Annotated in this window: 20 protein-coding genes; 12 read left to right on the top strand and 8 right to left on the bottom strand. The window is 61.8% G+C overall.

The genetic code is table 11. The annotated features are described in order from the left end of the window. The first annotated feature begins 2 nt into the window (after window positions 1-2). Together PPGU16_RS08860 and PPGU16_RS08855 are read left to right on the top strand one after the other, a co-directional pair. On the top strand, window positions 3-599 hold the full coding sequence (locus PPGU16_RS08860; protein WP_180719654.1) for a YmfQ family protein: 597 nt from the start codon (window positions 3-5) through the stop codon (window positions 597-599). Between the two features lie 8 nt (window positions 600-607). Further along, window positions 608-1651, top strand: coding sequence for a hypothetical protein (locus PPGU16_RS08855; RefSeq protein WP_180719653.1), 1044 nt, complete (start codon window positions 608-610; stop codon window positions 1649-1651). On the opposite strand, the gene PPGU16_RS08850 is transcribed toward PPGU16_RS08855, so the two are convergent. The 3 genes from PPGU16_RS08850 to PPGU16_RS08840 all read right to left on the bottom strand — a co-directional run bounded on the left by PPGU16_RS08850 (window position 1623) and on the right by PPGU16_RS08840 (window position 3929). Continuing rightward, window positions 1623-2810: an acyltransferase family protein gene (locus PPGU16_RS08850; protein ID WP_180719652.1), complete on the bottom strand. Its 1188-nt coding sequence runs from the start codon at window positions 2808-2810 to the stop codon at window positions 1623-1625. The genes PPGU16_RS08855 and PPGU16_RS08850 overlap by 29 nt on opposite strands. Window positions 2811-2880: 70 nt before the next feature. Then, a complete protein-coding gene (locus tag PPGU16_RS08845) occupies window positions 2881-3627 on the bottom strand; it encodes an SGNH/GDSL hydrolase family protein (protein ID WP_180719651.1) in 747 nt (248 codons plus the stop codon). 2 nt (window positions 3628-3629) lie between these two features. After that, window positions 3630-3929, bottom strand: a complete 300-nt coding sequence (locus tag PPGU16_RS08840) for a chromo domain-containing protein (protein ID WP_180719650.1) — start codon at window positions 3927-3929, stop codon at window positions 3630-3632. A 188-nt stretch (window positions 3930-4117) separates the two neighbouring features. On the opposite strand from PPGU16_RS08840, the gene PPGU16_RS08835 reads away from it, so the two are divergent. The 7 genes from PPGU16_RS08835 to PPGU16_RS43050 are packed head-to-tail and all read left to right on the top strand — an operon-like array spanning window position 4118 to window position 7716. Then, window positions 4118-4555 (top strand): hypothetical protein, encoded by a 438-nt coding sequence (locus PPGU16_RS08835; protein ID WP_180719649.1) that lies wholly within the window; start codon window positions 4118-4120, stop codon window positions 4553-4555. After that, complete coding sequence (locus PPGU16_RS08830) at window positions 4552-5118, top strand: hypothetical protein (protein ID WP_180719648.1); 567 nt, start codon at window positions 4552-4554, stop codon at window positions 5116-5118. Before PPGU16_RS08835 ends, PPGU16_RS08830 begins: the two co-directional genes overlap by 4 nt. Before the next feature lie 36 nt (window positions 5119-5154). Next, window positions 5155-5718, top strand: a complete 564-nt coding sequence (locus PPGU16_RS08825) for a glycoside hydrolase family 19 protein (RefSeq protein ID WP_180719647.1) — start codon at window positions 5155-5157, stop codon at window positions 5716-5718. Window positions 5719-5762: 44 nt separating this feature from the next. Next, on the top strand, window positions 5763-6098 hold the full coding sequence (locus tag PPGU16_RS08820; RefSeq protein ID WP_180719646.1) for a hypothetical protein: 336 nt from the start codon (window positions 5763-5765) through the stop codon (window positions 6096-6098). Next, complete coding sequence (locus PPGU16_RS08815; protein WP_180719645.1) at window positions 6095-6427, top strand: hypothetical protein; 333 nt, start codon at window positions 6095-6097, stop codon at window positions 6425-6427. Before PPGU16_RS08820 ends, PPGU16_RS08815 begins: the two co-directional genes overlap by 4 nt. 9 nt (window positions 6428-6436) lie before the next feature. Beyond that, window positions 6437-6916 (top strand): hypothetical protein, encoded by a 480-nt coding sequence (locus PPGU16_RS08810; protein ID WP_180719644.1) that lies wholly within the window; start codon window positions 6437-6439, stop codon window positions 6914-6916. After that, complete coding sequence (locus PPGU16_RS43050; protein ID WP_180719643.1) at window positions 6913-7716, top strand: patatin-like phospholipase family protein; 804 nt, start codon at window positions 6913-6915, stop codon at window positions 7714-7716. The genes PPGU16_RS08810 and PPGU16_RS43050 overlap by 4 nt, the downstream gene beginning before the upstream one ends. Here the strand turns inward: PPGU16_RS43050 and PPGU16_RS08800 are convergent. The 3 genes from PPGU16_RS08800 to PPGU16_RS08790 form a co-directional block, all read right to left on the bottom strand. Further along, window positions 7713-7991, bottom strand: a complete 279-nt coding sequence (locus PPGU16_RS08800; protein WP_180719642.1) for a hypothetical protein — start codon at window positions 7989-7991, stop codon at window positions 7713-7715. The genes PPGU16_RS43050 and PPGU16_RS08800 overlap by 4 nt on opposite strands. A gap of 341 nt (window positions 7992-8332) precedes the next feature. Next, window positions 8333-8545 (bottom strand): DUF3820 family protein, encoded by a 213-nt coding sequence (locus tag PPGU16_RS08795; protein WP_180719641.1) that lies wholly within the window; start codon window positions 8543-8545, stop codon window positions 8333-8335. A 29-nt stretch (window positions 8546-8574) separates the two neighbouring features. Then, window positions 8575-10020, bottom strand: a complete 1446-nt coding sequence (locus tag PPGU16_RS08790; RefSeq protein WP_180719640.1) for an MFS transporter — start codon at window positions 10018-10020, stop codon at window positions 8575-8577. Between the two features lie 160 nt (window positions 10021-10180). Between PPGU16_RS08790 and PPGU16_RS08785 the strand changes: the two genes are divergently transcribed. The 3 genes from PPGU16_RS08785 (at window position 10181) to PPGU16_RS08775 (ending at window position 13230) form a co-directional block, all read left to right on the top strand. Beyond that, window positions 10181-11233, top strand: a complete 1053-nt coding sequence (locus PPGU16_RS08785) for an NADP(H)-dependent aldo-keto reductase (RefSeq protein ID WP_180719639.1) — start codon at window positions 10181-10183, stop codon at window positions 11231-11233. Window positions 11234-11499: 266 nt separating this feature from the next. Next, the gene (locus tag PPGU16_RS08780; protein WP_180719638.1) at window positions 11500-12558 is read left to right on the top strand and encodes a permease; all 1059 of its coding nucleotides are present in this window, start codon (window positions 11500-11502) and stop codon (window positions 12556-12558) included. A gap of 249 nt (window positions 12559-12807) precedes the next feature. After that, complete coding sequence (locus PPGU16_RS08775; RefSeq protein ID WP_180719637.1) at window positions 12808-13230, top strand: hypothetical protein; 423 nt, start codon at window positions 12808-12810, stop codon at window positions 13228-13230. Between the two features lie 54 nt (window positions 13231-13284). On the opposite strand, the gene PPGU16_RS08770 is transcribed toward PPGU16_RS08775, so the two are convergent. Beyond that, on the bottom strand, window positions 13285-14109 hold the full coding sequence (locus tag PPGU16_RS08770; RefSeq protein ID WP_180719636.1) for an ABC transporter permease: 825 nt from the start codon (window positions 14107-14109) through the stop codon (window positions 13285-13287). A gap of 45 nt (window positions 14110-14154) precedes the next feature. After that, on the bottom strand, window positions 14155-15069 hold the full coding sequence (nodI, locus tag PPGU16_RS08765) for a nodulation factor ABC transporter ATP-binding protein NodI (RefSeq protein WP_180719635.1): 915 nt from the start codon (window positions 15067-15069) through the stop codon (window positions 14155-14157). Window positions 15070-15101 lie beyond the last annotated feature (32 nt).

Genomic DNA, 15101 nt, shown 5'->3' with positions numbered 1-15101 from the left:
CCATGCTCGCACCGAATCTCACTTCAGCGGACTTTCTGTCTGTATTGCAGGCGCTTATGCCGCGCGGCCGCGTCTGGCCACGCGACGGAGACGCCGTTCAGACGAAGACTCTTGCGGGCTGTGCGCCGACATTCGCGCGTCTGACAGCCCGTTCCAACCAGCTGCTCGTCGACGGGTTCCCCACTTCGGCATATGAAGTTTTGCCGGAGTGGGAGTCGTCTCTGGGGCTGCCAGATCCATGTGCAGGCGCGGCGCCGACCGTCCCTCAGCGTCAGCAGCAGGTCGTTGCGAGGTTCGCAAACAGCGGCGGCCAATCGCTCGGGTACTTCATCGATTTCGCGGCGGCGCTCGGCTATTCGGTCGTCATCGAGCAATACACACAGGCACGCGCAGGGCTGCTGAAGGCTGGAGATCCTGTCAATGGATATGACTGGAATTTCGCCTGGAAGATAAAGGCCCCATTGAACACCGTCGTGAGGGCAGTAGCAGGCGCGATGGCAGCTGGAGATCCACTCGCAGCATGGGGAAACAACGTTCTTGAGTGTGAATTCAATGCCGTCAAGCCGGCTCACACCATTCCGATATTTGCTTACGCATAAGAGGTCATATGTATCGTATCGACGACGCAACCGCCGCGACTTCGCTCCCGGCGCCTGAAGCCGCTAGTGCGGAGGGGTTTTTCACGGAAGGCAATCCCGCGACCGGAACCCCCGCAACAAATGTTCGCGGCTCATGGCTGAACATGATCCAGGAAGAGTTGCGTGCTGTCGTGGTTGCCGCTGGCTTGACTCCCAGCAAGACAACTTACAATCAACTCCTTGCCGCTATCGCAATCCTCTCCAGGACAGGCTACCAAGGTTCGACACGCATCCGGCTAGCGGCGAACCTGACGCTTTATGTCTCGGCGACGGGCAGCGATAGTAACAATGGCCTCACGTCGGGCAGCCCCTTCGCGACGCTCGGCAAGGCATATAGCGTCCTTCAACAGAACTATGATCTGAACGGCTTCACTGCCACAATTCAGATGGCAAACGGTGCCTATTCCGTAGGGCTGGCCGCTGTCGGCCCTATCATCGGAGCGCTAGGCGCGCCAAGTGTTGTGATCCAAGGCAATACCGCAGCCCCCGCGAATGTCACGTTCACGGTAGGGGCTTCTACGAACATATTCGTAGCATCTAAAGGGGCTCAATATCAGGTGCAAGGTGTCACGTTGGCGGGTGGCTCTGGCGCGCAGGCCGTAGTGACGACGGATAATTTCAGTGAGATCGATGTCGGCGCGGGCGTTGTGTTCGGGGCATTCTCAGGGGGCGCGCATCTGTTTAGCAACGGCGGTGTAATACGGCTGACTGCCAGTTACTCTATTACAGGCGGAGCCGCAGTACATGCCTTGGCGTCGAACGGAGGCGCGACAATAGGATTCGCGACGGGCATCACAGTCACCATTACCGGCACGCCGGCATTCTCAACGAGTTTCGTGAACGCCGGGTTTCTCGGCCTAGTCACAGCATCATCGGTGGTGTTCTCTGGATCAGCTACGGGAGTTCGCTACTCCGCAACCACGAACGGTGTGGTAAATAGCGGAAGCGGAGGAGCCAATTTCTTTCCGGGATCGACGGCAGGAGCTACGGCGACTGGCGGTCAATACTCGTAAGATGACGTTGATCCCTAACGCTCGGAGTTTCGTGCTGTCGCTGGAATAGTCGCTCCGCGCTCCGTCGACCATATTCCATAAGTGGCAATTCCACGAATCGGTGCAGTACTTCGGTAACTCCGAGCGTGACTATTGCGTACGATGAGAATCCGGTAATGACCAGCAGCGTTCCCGCTCCGTTCGGCGCGGGGGCAACCGCATGCCAGAATTCACGCATCAGCATGCTGCACGGAAAGTGCGATAAATAGAGACCATACGAACGCGTGCCGACCCAAGACAGGGCCTTCGAACCAACAAACGCCGCGTTACGCTGAGACAATGCTGCGGCGAATACAACGCATCCCGAAAGGACCGGCGTATAAAACAATTGGCTTCCGTCGAATATCAACGATGCGTCGCGAGTCAAAATATAGAGTGCAGGCATTAGCAGCATGCATCCGAATCCAAGAATTCGTAGCGGTCGATCATACTTTGTGTCGAATCTTGCTACGAAACTTTCAGAAACGATGTAGACGATCACGCCTACTAAAATCGGTTGATACCAAGGCCCCTGCAGAAATTCGCCTAGAAGTGAAAATCGACCTAGATGCTCTGTCAGGTACGGGTTCCGCACAAAAGGCTCAAGTGCGACGAACGCGGCGATGCAAGCCCATAACAAGGCACGCTTGCTCTTCAGGCCGAAGAAAACGAAGGGATAAATTAAGTAAAATTGTTCCTCGATCGCCAGTGACCAATAGACACCGAATGCGCCTAAGCTTTCCCTGCTCACGAATTTCCAGTTTGCGAGCATAGTCAGCACATAAAAGGAACTCTCAAGGTTTTGAGTGGTAGACCCAAAATATCCAGCGGTGTTTGCAATCGTCGACCCTAACAAAATCAATCCAACCCAGATCAACGAGAGCGGCTGAATCCGCCAGAATCGCCGCCACATGAAGGCTTTGATGGATGATGCGGTTGACGTGCGTCGGTGTGCGAATAGAGAAAGCGTGATTGAGTATCCAGAAATCACAAAGAATAATGTGACTCCCGGAAATGGAGCGATGAATTTTCCACCCCATATGTCCCATGGAATAAACATAATCGAGTGATCGAAGATGACGAAGATAATTGCGACGCCGCGCAGTGCGTCAAGCTCGATCAGTCTTCTGTTGGAATTCATTGTAAGGAGCGGTAAGACGAGCCGCTCATGATACCTCAAGCGGCTTTCCATTCCTTACGGTTGACGGAGGCTAGTTTCGCAGGAGCGACTTTACGATCGGCCCGATCACGTCAGCCTCGCGCTGCGCTTTGATCGCATATAGTGCGTCGTTCGGGTGACCACCGTCGGTCAGCATCGATTGCCAGTTCGGCAATGACTGAATGTATGCGTATTGCTTTACCAGTGGGACGTTCATTGTCTGTGCCACATTGTCAATGACTAGTGAGTAGGTGGCCAGATTCGCATACACTGGGTTCGTCACGGGATTCGGCTCTTCCAGTACGACAATTTTCCCCTGAGCCCATGCCAGCGCGATGAACTCCAGCAGATCGTTCTGGAATAGCGCTGGCGACTCGTTGTTGCCGGGGTTCGAATCGTTGATTGCGAAGTTAAGGAGGACGATCTTCGCTGGCTCCTGGGCGATCGATACGGAGAATGGTTTGTCGTAGACGACGCTTCCCGCGATTCGATCTTCGAGGGTTGCGCCTGGAACGGCCCTGTTTTCAACGGATATCGCCGACGTGCCGAACTGATTTCGCAGCAGCTGCTGCAACAAGGCAGGTGGGTTGTTCGGCGTCTGTCCATATGCGCCGTTGATTAATTGATAACCCCACATTGTCGAATCGCCCTCGGCGTCAATAATCACCGGAATGGGTGAAGCTACCGGTGTCGAGGCGGGCTGAGTGGTCGAGGCCGGTTGATCCGGCTGCGCGTTGCCGGGTTTTCCACCATTACCACCCCCGCATGCGCTAAGCGTAGCCGCGCAACCCAGTGACATTGCTATAGCTGTGGCTCTCCACCTTGCACCAGGAAATCGGGCTCGCCGGTCAGGTCGATCGTCGCACCGACCCGGCGCATACGCTGCAACACACGTTCGATTGTCTCGCCGTCTAGCTCGAGGCGAGCCATCGCGAAGAACAGCATTTGCGGCGCCATTGGGCGCGGCGCATTGCCGCCTGTGTATTTTCGCCACTGATGATCGCCCGCTATGCCGAACAACTCCGCCAGTTGTTTGCCGGTCATACCCAGCTCTTTTTTCAGGTCGGCAAGATCCTTCGTTGTCGGAGGCGTGTATTGCATGGAGGTGTGGGCGCGCGCGAACGCGAAAAGTAAATTTCATGGTCTGTCCTTTCGGGATGAGGGCTGCGCGGATGCGCTACCACTGAGCCGAATAATAGACCTTTAGGGTCTAGTGTCAAGTGTCGCTTTGCCATCGGCCGCCTTCGGGCGGCTTTTTTTATGCAGCTTTCATGGGAGCTAGTTCGTCAATGGCGACTACCGAGGATTTTTCGCTCGTCAAGCTGCTGTCTGGTATTTCGGCGTCACTCGTTGTGTGTTCATCGATCCTGTCCGCCGGCTACATGCGGATGCGCAAGCAGCTGTCGGACCTGAAACGGGACGAATCGAGCAGCCAGCTCGACATTCGCCGCGACGAGATCGAGGCAAAGAGTCTGGAGAGCCTGGACCGGGCCTCAAAGGAATGGGAGTCCCAGTATCACAAGGCGATCGCGCGCGAAACGCGATATCGAAGGTTGCTCGCCGTCTCCGAGGCGCGATATCGAAAGATGGTGCAGCAGGCGGCCGAAGACAGGCTGCAGGACCGGTTGAAGATCGAGGCGCTGGTTGCCAGCCTCGCGGAGAAAGACCGCTTTATCGCGCAGCTGCAATCGCAACTCGGAGGCCGTCGACCGACGGATACCCCATGACGAAAGGCGAACACATCAAGGCAGTCTGGTTTCGCGTCGACCTGTACATCATCAACGTGCTCGTTGTGCTGCTCGCCGGCGCCGTCGGCGCGGCGATCATGAACTGGATGAACTCCGCCGAGCGCACCTTGCTCGTTGCGCGGTTCCCGGTTGTGCGTGCGGAAGAACGGGCAGCATGCACGCGCGAGTTTTCATCGCAGATCAACGGCCTCAAGTCGACGCTGGCGGCGCGCGAAGAGATGGACAAACGCACGGCCGCCGACGTCGCCGACATGAAAACGCTCATGCAGACGACGAACGAGCTGGCGGCATACACGCTTCGCTTTCTGGGCGATCGCGCGCGAGTGAACGATCAGCGTACGGCCGCGATGCTCAAGCAGACGAAGGAAGCCGCCGCGGCCGCCTCCGCCGCGCAAAAGACCACGGCGACAGTCGAGCAGAAGGTGACCGACGTCGCGGTGAAGACCGACGAGGCGGCCAGCACCGTGCAGGCCGTGAGCAAGAAACTGGACACCGCTGTGCGTCCGGCACTGCCAGCGAAACCCTGGGCCGGCGCCCGTTGAATCCGGCGCCATTCTGGCGCCTTGGAGCAATCCCTCATGACACCCGAAACGCTCGCCGCGGCGCTGCAGATATCGCTCGCCCGTGCAAACCAGTGGGCCGACCCGCTTAGCGCTGCGATGGCGCTGTACGACATCGATTCTCCGCTCCGCCAGTCTGCATTCGTCGCCCAGTGCGGTCACGAATGCGGCCGCTTCGTCTGGCTGCGAGAGATCTGGGGGCCGACGCCCGCGCAACGTCTATATGAGCCGTTCACGCCGAAATCTAAAGCGCTTGGCAACAGCCAGCCCGGCGATGGTTTCCGGTACCGCGGCGGCGGCCTGATCCAGATCACTGGCCGATACAACTATCGGGTGACCGGCCAGAAGATCGGTGTCGACCTCGAGGGCAACCCGGATCTGATCGCCGAGCCGTCGACGGCTGCGCTCGCGGCCGCGCAGTTCTGGAGTGACCGTAACTTCAACGCCTATGCCGACGCCAGCGCATTCCTGACGCTCTCGCGCGCGATCAACCTAGGCAATCCAAATAGTGCGGCGCAGCCAGAAGGAATGGACGACCGCAACCTTCTTTATACGAGCTGCAAGCAGGCGCTCGGCATCTGATTTAAACCGCCGCGTTCGCGCGGCTTATCAACAGGAGATTGACCTTGAACTCATCGATGTGGGCGAAGTTTCTCGCCGCTGTTTTGCTGTTCGCCATGTGGCTCGCACTCGTGATCACGAAGATCGTCCCGGCTGATCCGCTCGTTTTCGCGATCAGCCAGGCACTCGTGGGGCTGGGTGTCTATCACGCGTCCACAGGTGGTTTCTCTTCGAAGTCGTCGGTGACTCCGCTTATCGAGGGTGCGCAGCTCGGCGAGCTCGCCGGCGCACCTCGCGAGAAGGAACGTTCGGTGCAGGTGTCGGTGTCGACGCCCATCACTGCGGCAGCGCCGCCCGCGCCTGTCCCCGCTCCAGCGGCCGCGGCGGCGACGCTGCAATGATCCGAGCGCTCTGCGCGGCCATCGCGCTCGCGAGCCTGTCGGGCTGCGCGTCGCTCTGGTATGCGGGCGTGGCTCGCTATGAGGTTGAGCCGATGCAGGATGCCGCGGGCAACCCCAGTGGTTGCTGCGTCCTGCGTGTGTGGAACGGTAAGCAGATGGCCACCGTCGACGCGACCTTCACACGCACCCCAACAGGGGACTTCACCATCTCGCTCCGGGAAACAGACGTCGAAGCATTCCAGGGGCAAGCAACGGCCGCAACTGCGGCATCAGACGTCGCCGCGGCCGCCGCCAGCGCAGCCGTGACGGCAATCAAAACCCTCAAGTAAGAGACCCACATGAAACGACTACGTATGCTGCTTGCGGCAGGCCTCGCCGCGTCCCTAACGCTGCTCGCGGGCTGTCCGGCCACGACTCCGACACTTTCCTTCCAACAGGCGACCGCGCTCGTCTGCGCTGATGCCAATACGGTCGTCCAGATCATGACGGACGACGGCGTGTTCACTGGTGGCGCGCTGAACACGCTCAACAACGACTTCAAGCCCGCACTCAATAAAGTCTGCGCGTCGGGCGTAACGGTTACCAAGCCGAACCTGCAGGCGCTCGTCGACGTGGGATTGCCGTTGCTGAAAACGCTCGTGAATGCTTCGAACCTGCAGCAGCAGATGAAGAACAGCGCGAACGCAGCTATCGATGTGGCAACGCTCGCGGTCAATACGGCGATTGCGTTGCAGCCGGCGACGTCGACCACAACGCCAGCTGCACCGGCTCCGGCCTCGGCACCAGCGGCGGCTAGCGCGGCGGTCATTGCGTCATGAGCAGACGGATCCGCGTGGCATTAAGCGGGTCCGGCTTTCGCCTCGGCGCGCACCTTGGCGCGCTGCAGGCGATCGTCGACGCCGGCTACGAAATCATCGAGCTCGCAGGCACCTCGGGCGGATCGATCGTCGCAGCGATGTATGCGGGCGGTATGCGTCTCGACGACATGCACCAGTTATGCATGCGGATGGACTGGTCGCCGATGATGCGATTCTCGCCCTGGGCGGTGCTGCGCTTTCAGGCGCTTTGCACGGGTAAGGCGCTCGAAGCGTTTCTGAAGGACGGGAGCGGCGGCAAGACGTTCGCGGACCTCGAACTCGACCTGAAGATCGTCGCGGCCGATCTGCTGACGGAGAAAGAATTCCAGTTCTCGCGTCAGACCACGCCAACGGTGCCGATTGCGGTGGCGGCGCGGGCGAGCGCGTCGATCCCAATTGTCTTTCCGCCTGTCAGCGCCGCCGGCGCGCTCCTCGTCGACGGTGGCACGGCCGACAATGTGCCGGTGAGCGATCTGACGGTCGACGAGGTGCCACGGCTGGGCATCTATCTGGTGTCGGACGACACGGCGCTCAAACCGGGCACGTACGGCTTGAGCACGCTCGCGCCACGGATCATTGACCTGATGCTGGCAGCAAACGAGACGGCGCACGTGGATCTGGACCAACGGAGCGGGGCGACGATCGTGCGTGTGCCGACCGGTTATGCGAGTTCGTTCGACCGCAACATGCCGTACGCCACGCGCCAGCGGCTATACGAAGACGGCTACAGGAACACGCAGCTCGCGCTCTCTTCGATCTAACCCTTCGGCAGGCTTCCGCCCATCGCTCCCAGCCTGATTTTCTCCGCGAGCATCGCGTCGATGACGGCCTGCAGCTGCGCCTTCAGGTCGCCGTCCCGCTTGTTCCACATCGCCAGCTGGGCGTCCAGCGCGTCGGCGTGAGCCTGCCGGATAACGGCGCGGGCGCGATGCACCTCGAGGATCAGGCGGCGCACGTCGGCGTCCTGGTGTCGACGCCACAGATCCCTCAATTCGTTGTCGCTGACGGTCGGAAAGTCGGTCGGGGTGAGGCGCATAAGTCGTCAAAAACACTGTACGTTTATACAGTATAGCGGATGCGTTTTCCAGCCCCGAATTTCGGAACGGGTCTCTTGAAACCCGCATGAAATCGTGGGGCGATCTGCTATATTTGTTCCGACGACCGGTTAGTCATGTCCAACAATGGCGGGGCGGCGAGCGAAATCGACGGCTGGATTGTGATTCCTGTCGTCGTGGGTTCGAGTCCCATCAGCCACCCCAGAGAATTCAGAAACGGCATTGCGAGAAATCGCAATGCCGTTTTTGTTTTGGCGTCCGTGATATGCGATGCGCTGTCGTTCGAAGTGTCGAACGGCAGCGCATCAGGTCAAACGCAGATTCATCCTTTCCGTAACGGCTTCAGCATGTCCTTCAAGCCGTTGTGATCGATCTCGTGCATCAACGCGAGCAGCCTGCCGATCTCGCCAGGCGGAAATCCTTCACGCGCAAACCAGTTCAGATAATGTCCCGGCAGATCGGCGATCACGCGCCCTTTGTATTTGCCGTAGGGCATCGTGCGCGTCACGAGCAATTCAAACTGTTCGACATTCATTTCAAGTCCACACATCCAGCGCCAGATAGTTAAGCCCGTTTCCGCCCATGATGCCCGCTCACATGCGCGCCCGCATCGCGCTCGAGCCCGAACACATCGATGATCGCCACCAGACCGACAGCCGCTACCAGCAGGAAGGCAATGCTGAAATCGGCCGGCGTCACAGATTGCGTTTCGTGCCCGTGCAACCACGCCGCGAGCCGCAGCGCGATCGCGCCGAGTGCGACGCCCATGCCCATCGTCATTTGCGAGAGTGTGCTCGATAACGTCGATGCGCCGCTCATCTGCGGCTTCGGCACATCGGCGAACGCGAGTGTATTGACGGCCGTGAACTGCAACGAGCGCGACAGGCCGCTCGCAAACAGCACGACGGCCATCGGCACGAGCGGCGTCGAAGCCGTCAGCAGACTCATCGCCGCAATGCTGAGCGCGGCGAGCGCGCCATTCACGAGCAATACGGGACGAAAGCCGAAGCGCCGCATCACAGGCGTCGTCACGAGCTTCATCGACAGGTTGCCGGCGAACACGATCAGCGTCAGCAGCCCCGAATGGAACGCGTTCATGCCGAAGCCGAGCTGGAACATCAGCGGCAGCAGAAACGGCACAGCGCTGATCGATACGCGAAACAGCGAGCCGCCGCCCATCGCGACAGCAAACGTCTTGATGCGAAACGCCGTCAGATCGACCACGGGATGCGCGCTGCGGCGCAGATGAAAGAGGGCGCCGATGCCCGCAGCGAGTCCTGCTGCGAGGAACGCGAGCGCTTCGCGCCACGGCGCGTCCGAGCGGCCGAGCAGTTCCATCGCGTACATGATCGCCGTGCCTGCGATACCACACAGCGCGAAGCCGATGCCATCGAACGGACGCTTCTGCGATTCGCCTTCCGCGGCGATGAAGCGCCACGCGAGCACGATGCCGAGCATCCCAAGCGGCACGTTCAGATAGAAGATCCAGCGCCACGACGAGTACGTCGTGATGAAGCCGCCGAGCGGCGGTCCGATGACGGGCGCGACGAGTCCGGGCCACGTGATGATCGAGATCGCGCGCATCAGGCCGTCCTTGGGCGTCGCGCGCAGGACGGCGAGGCGTCCGACGGGCACCATCATCGCGCCGCCGATGCCCTGCACGATGCGCGCCGCCGTGAACTCGACGAGCCCGTTCGTCATCCCGCATGCAACCGACGACGCCGTGAACACCGCCAGCGCCGCCGTGAACACATTGCGCACGCCGAAGCGGTCGGCGGCCCAGCCGCTGATTGGAATGAACACGGCGAGCGTCAGCAGATACGACGTGATGCCGATCGACAGATCGACGGCATGCACGTTGAACGACTGCGCCATTTGCGGCAGCGCGGTCGCGATGATCGTGCCGTCGAGGTTCTCCATGAAAAACGCCGCGGCCACGAGCGTCACGATCAGCGACTGCCGTCCGTTCGAAGGAGCGGATGACGTGGACGGCGCATCTGACATCGACATGATTCTCCGAACGTTGTAAGCGCATCGAAACCGGCCATGTGTCGGACCAGGTCGCGGCGCGGCCAGCCGACATTCTAGCCACGCACGCGGTTCGCGCGGACATGGTAATTTCGCTTTTTACCGATTTATCACCCGCAAGAACACGAACAGGAACCAGGCGATGGAATACCGCAGACTCGGCGAAACAGATGTGAAGGTCAGCCTGATCGGTCTCGGCACGATGACGTGGGGCGAGCAGAACACGGAGCGCGACGCGCACGAACAGATCGATTACGCGCTCGCTCAGGGCGTCACGCTGATCGACGCCGCCGAGATGTACCCGGTGCCGCCGCGCCCGGAAACGCAGGGCTTGACGGAACGCTACATCGGCACGTGGATCGCACAGCATCGCAGTATGCGCGAGAAGATCGTGCTCGCGACGAAGATCGCAGGTCCTGCGCGTCAGCCGCACAACCCGCGTCACATTCGCGGCGAGGGCAACCAGTATGACCGCAAGAACCTCACGGAGGCGCTGAACGGCAGTCTCAAGCGTCTGCAAACGGACTACGTCGATCTGTACCAGTTGCACTGGCCCGATCGCAGCACGATGACGTTCGGCCGCCCGGCGTATCCATGGATCGACGACGCGTACACCGTGCCGATCGAAGAAACGCTCAGCGTGCTCGCGGATTTCGTAAAGGAAGGGAAGGTGCGCCATATCGGCGTGTCGAACGAAACGCCCTGGGGCGTCGCGCAATTTCTGCGCGCGTCGGAGAAGCTCGGCTTGCCGCGCATCGTGTCGATCCAGAATCCGTACAGCCTGCTGAACCGCACGTTCGAAGCGGGGCTGTCCGAGTTCTCGCATCGCGAGCATGTCGGGCTGCTCGCGTATTCGCCGCTCGCGTTCGGCTGGCTGTCGGGCAAGTACGAAGGCGGCGCGCGTCCTGCGGGTGCGCGCATCACGCTGTTCGAGCGCTTCCAGCGCTACAGCAAGCCTCAATCCGTGCAGGCAACGACCCGTTACGTCGAGCTGGCGAAGCGCCACGGTCTGTCGCCCGCGCAGTTCGCGCTTGCGTTCGTCAACAGCCGGCCGTTCCTGACCAGCAATCTGATCGGCGCGACCTCGCTCGATCAGCTGAAAGAGAACATCGCGAGCGCCAATGTGAAGCTGTCGGCGGAAGCGCTTGCCGAAATCGACGCGCTGCACGAACTGCAGCCGAACCCCGCGCCTTGAGCGGCACGCCGCGCGCCGCGACGTCCATGTCGCGGTTCGCGCTGGCGGCAAGGGTTCGCACGGGCGCACCCGCACCCAATCGCACGATCGCGCGACCCAGACCCAGCAGTCGCGCCGCTTACGCCCCCACTTTTTACGATCTCGTTCGATCCGTGTAGAGTGGACCGTTGCCGCGCACCGATGCGGGCGCCCGACGGCGCGCGAATCCGCACCTGCCGCACGAGCGGCAATCGTAATCAACAACACAACGACCGACCCCCACGACGATGAACGCCACGCGTCCCACTCCTTCGTCCGCCGCTTCGACCTGGCCGATTTTCGTGCTGCTCGCTATCGCGGGACTTTTCTACGTCAAATGGTTTCCGTATTACAACCGCGCGTTTACGGCGGCCTCGACGCATTCGATCGGCGCGTCGATCCTGATGGGCAAGGCGTCGAGCCCGCCTGCGCCGTCGTGGAGCGCGGCGCTGGCCTACGCGCTCGCGTACGGCAAGGCAATCTGGCAGGCGATGTTGCTCGGCCTGCTGCTCGGTTCGGCCGTGCAGGCGCTGCTGCCCGCGCACTGGGTGGCGCGGCTGCTCGGCAAGACGGGCTTTGGCAGCGTCGCGGCGGGCGGCCTGCTGGCGCTGCCGGGCATGATGTGCACCTGCTGCGCGGCGCCCGTCGTCGCCGGACTGCGCGCGCGCCAGGCTTCGCCGGGTGGCGCCATCGCGTTCTGGCTCGGCAATTCGGTGCTCAATCCCGCGACGCTCGTGTTCATGGGTTTCGTGCTCGGCTGGCATTGGGCGGGGCTGCGGCTCGTGCTCGGCATCGCGATGGTGTTCGGCCTCGGCTATCTGGCGAACCGGCTCGTCACGCCCACAGAAGCGCAGGCGGCCGATGCGCGCCTCGTCGAACTGGTCGGCGAGCAGCGTGACGGCAACCCGTTCGCGCGCTGGCTATCGATCTTCGCGCGGATGGCCGTGCGCCTCGTGCCGGAATACATCGTGCTGGTCCTGCTGCTCGGCGCAGCGCGCGCGTGGCTCTTTCCGCAAGTCGGGCCAGAGATCGGCAACGAAATCGTATGGATCGTCGCGCTGGCCGTTGCGGGCATGCTGTTCGTGATCCCGACGGCAGGCGAGGTGCCCATCATTCAGGCAATGCTGTCGCTCGGCATGGGCGTCGGCCCCGCGGGCGCGCTGCTGATGACGCTGCCGCCCATCAGCGTGCCGTCGCTCGCGATGCTCGCGCGCTCGTTCCGGCCGCGCGTGCTGACCGTCGTGGCCGTCGGCGTGGTCGCGTTCGGCGTGCTGGCCGGGCTGCTGGCCGTGGCGCTCGGCTTCTGAGCAAGCGTCCGTAATCAAAACGCGGCGTCGCGGCGGCGAATCTCGTCCTACACTGGGGAGGCAAGCGCGCGATCGCGATGCATCGCCTGGTTGCATGGACGCTGCCTTGTTGCACTGCAAGACGCAGGCGGACGGACGCAAATGCTACGATGGCGCCCGTTCATGCTGCCAACGCGGCGCAAGACAGGACGAATCATTCAGCTGCACAAAACGGCGTGCAAGCGCCAACCAGTTAATTCAGGACATCGCATGGCCCAACAAAAGACCAATCCGAAACTCGAACAGGCGCTGACGCGTGGGGATCTCGCTATCCGTCAGGCCAATTCGGCGCGCGCGACAGCCGTGCTGCGCGCATTGGGCAAGATGATCATCGACGCATCGGCGACGATCGGCGTCGAAGCGCATACGTCGATTCCCGACGGCGACCGCATTTACGATCCCGTCGAAGGTATGTGGCCGCAGGCGCTGCTCGTTTCGCTCGATGGCCCCGTCGAGGAAGCCGACCCGGAAGAGTTGCGCACGATCCGTTTGCGCTCCGACGATCCCGGCACGATGTTCCGCGTCGAATGGCATCGCGCGGACGGCAAGATCGGCCGGCAGGAAGGCGGGCCGTTCGCGACGGTCGAGTTCATCTCGGACGTCGACGTGCCGTGGTCGGACGACGAAGAGTGATCTGATTCAATCTGCTTGAGGGCGCCGCCGCGCAGGAACCTGCGCGCGGCGCCCTCAGCGCATCATGCGGCGGCGAAACAGCACCGCCGATACGCAGAACGGCACCACCACATAGGCGGCCAGTACGGCCACATGTAGCGCCGCGTCGCTCATCGGACGGTCGAGCAGCGCCGGGCGGATCAGGTCGACGGTGTGCGCAAGCGGCAGCAGTTGCGCGGCGAATTGCGCAGCGGGCGGCAATTGCGACAGCGGAAAGAACACGCCCGAGAGCAGCAGCATCGGCGTGAGCACCAGCGTCTGATAGAACATGAAGAAATCGTACGAGGGCGCGAGCGCCGTCACGATCATCGCCGTGCTCGCAAACGCCAGCCCCGCCAGCACGATGACGGGCAGCGCGATGAGCATCGACGGAAAGCTCGCATAGCCGAGCGCGCCCGCCACGACCATGATGGCGGCGCCCGACAGCACGGCCTTGCTGCCCGCCCACACGACCTCGCCGAGCACGATGTCGCCGAGTGTGAGCGGCGTGTGCATGATCGCTTCCCAGGTGCGCTGCACGTGCATCCGAGAAAAGCCCGAATACGTCGACTCGAAGCTCGCCGACATCATCACGCTCGACGCCACTGTGCCCGCCGCAAGGAACGAGATGTACGAGACTCCGTCGACATGTCCGACCATCAGCCCGAGGCCGAAGCCGAGTCCGAACAGATAAATCATCGGATCGGCGAGATTGCCGAACATCGACGCGAGCGCGAGCTTGCGCCACACCAGATAGTTGCGCCGCCAGACGGCGATCCAGTTGACGGCGTTCGCGGGCAGCGCGGCGAAGCGCTCGCGTGCCGCGGCGTGTTCGGGGGTGTCGTAAGTGCGTAAGTCCATGTGTGCTGTGCGCCTGGATGTCGTTGGCGAATGAGTGTGTGCTCGTCAGTCCTGCATTTCGCGCCCGGTCAGGCGCAGGAACACGTCTTCGAGATTCGCCGGCCGGTGCAGATAGCGCAGCCCCACGCGCTGCTTCAGCCGCGCGTGAACGGGTTGCGGGTCGTCGACATAACAGAAGAGCGTTTCGCCGCTGATCTCGGTGCGCACCGAGAGCGGCGCCAGTTCGTCGCGCAGCGTGACGGGATCGGGGCCGTACACTTCGATGACGTCGCAGCCTATTTCCGAAGCGATCAATTCATTCGGCGCGCCTTCCGCGATCTTGCGTCCTTCCTCGATCACGCACAGCCGGTGACACAGACGCTCGGCTTCTTCCATGAAGTGCGTGGTCAGCAGAATCGTCTTGCCGCGCGCGAGCAGCGAGCGTAGCCGCTCCCAGATCAGATGGCGCGCCTGCGGATCGAGGCCGGTGGTCGGCTCGTCCATGATGAGCACGTCGGGATCGTTGATGAGCGCGCGCGCGAGCGTGAGCCGCCGTCTCATCCCGCCCGACAGTTCGCTGACGCGCGCATCGGCCTTGCTTTCGAGGCGCGCGAATTCGAGCAGCGTCGGCGCCATCGCGCGACACTGCGCGGCGGACAGGCCGAAGTAGCGGCCGAACACCAGCAGGTTTTCGCGGACGGTGAAATCGGGATCGAGATTGTCGAACTGCGGCACGACGCCGACGCGCGCCCGCGCAAAGCGCGAGCGGACTGGAATCGGTTCGCCGCACAGACGGATGCTGCCCGCATCGGGCGCCGCGATGCCGAGCAGCATGCGCAGCGTCGTGGTCTTGCCGGCGCCATTGGGACCGAGCAGTCCGAAACATTCGCCCGCGCGCACATGAAACGACAAGCCGTCGACGACAGTCTTCCCGCCATAGCGCTTCTCGACCTGATGAAATTCGATTGCAGCTTCGGACATACGTGGACGGATGCTCCCTGAATAGGTGCTTG

The organism is Paraburkholderia largidicola, from assembly GCF_013426895.1.
In the GTDB taxonomy this organism is placed as follows: domain Bacteria; phylum Pseudomonadota; class Gammaproteobacteria; order Burkholderiales; family Burkholderiaceae; genus Paraburkholderia; species Paraburkholderia largidicola.
The sequence above is the reverse complement of the archived record's forward strand: the minus strand, read 5'-3'. Positions and strand labels throughout refer to the sequence as shown.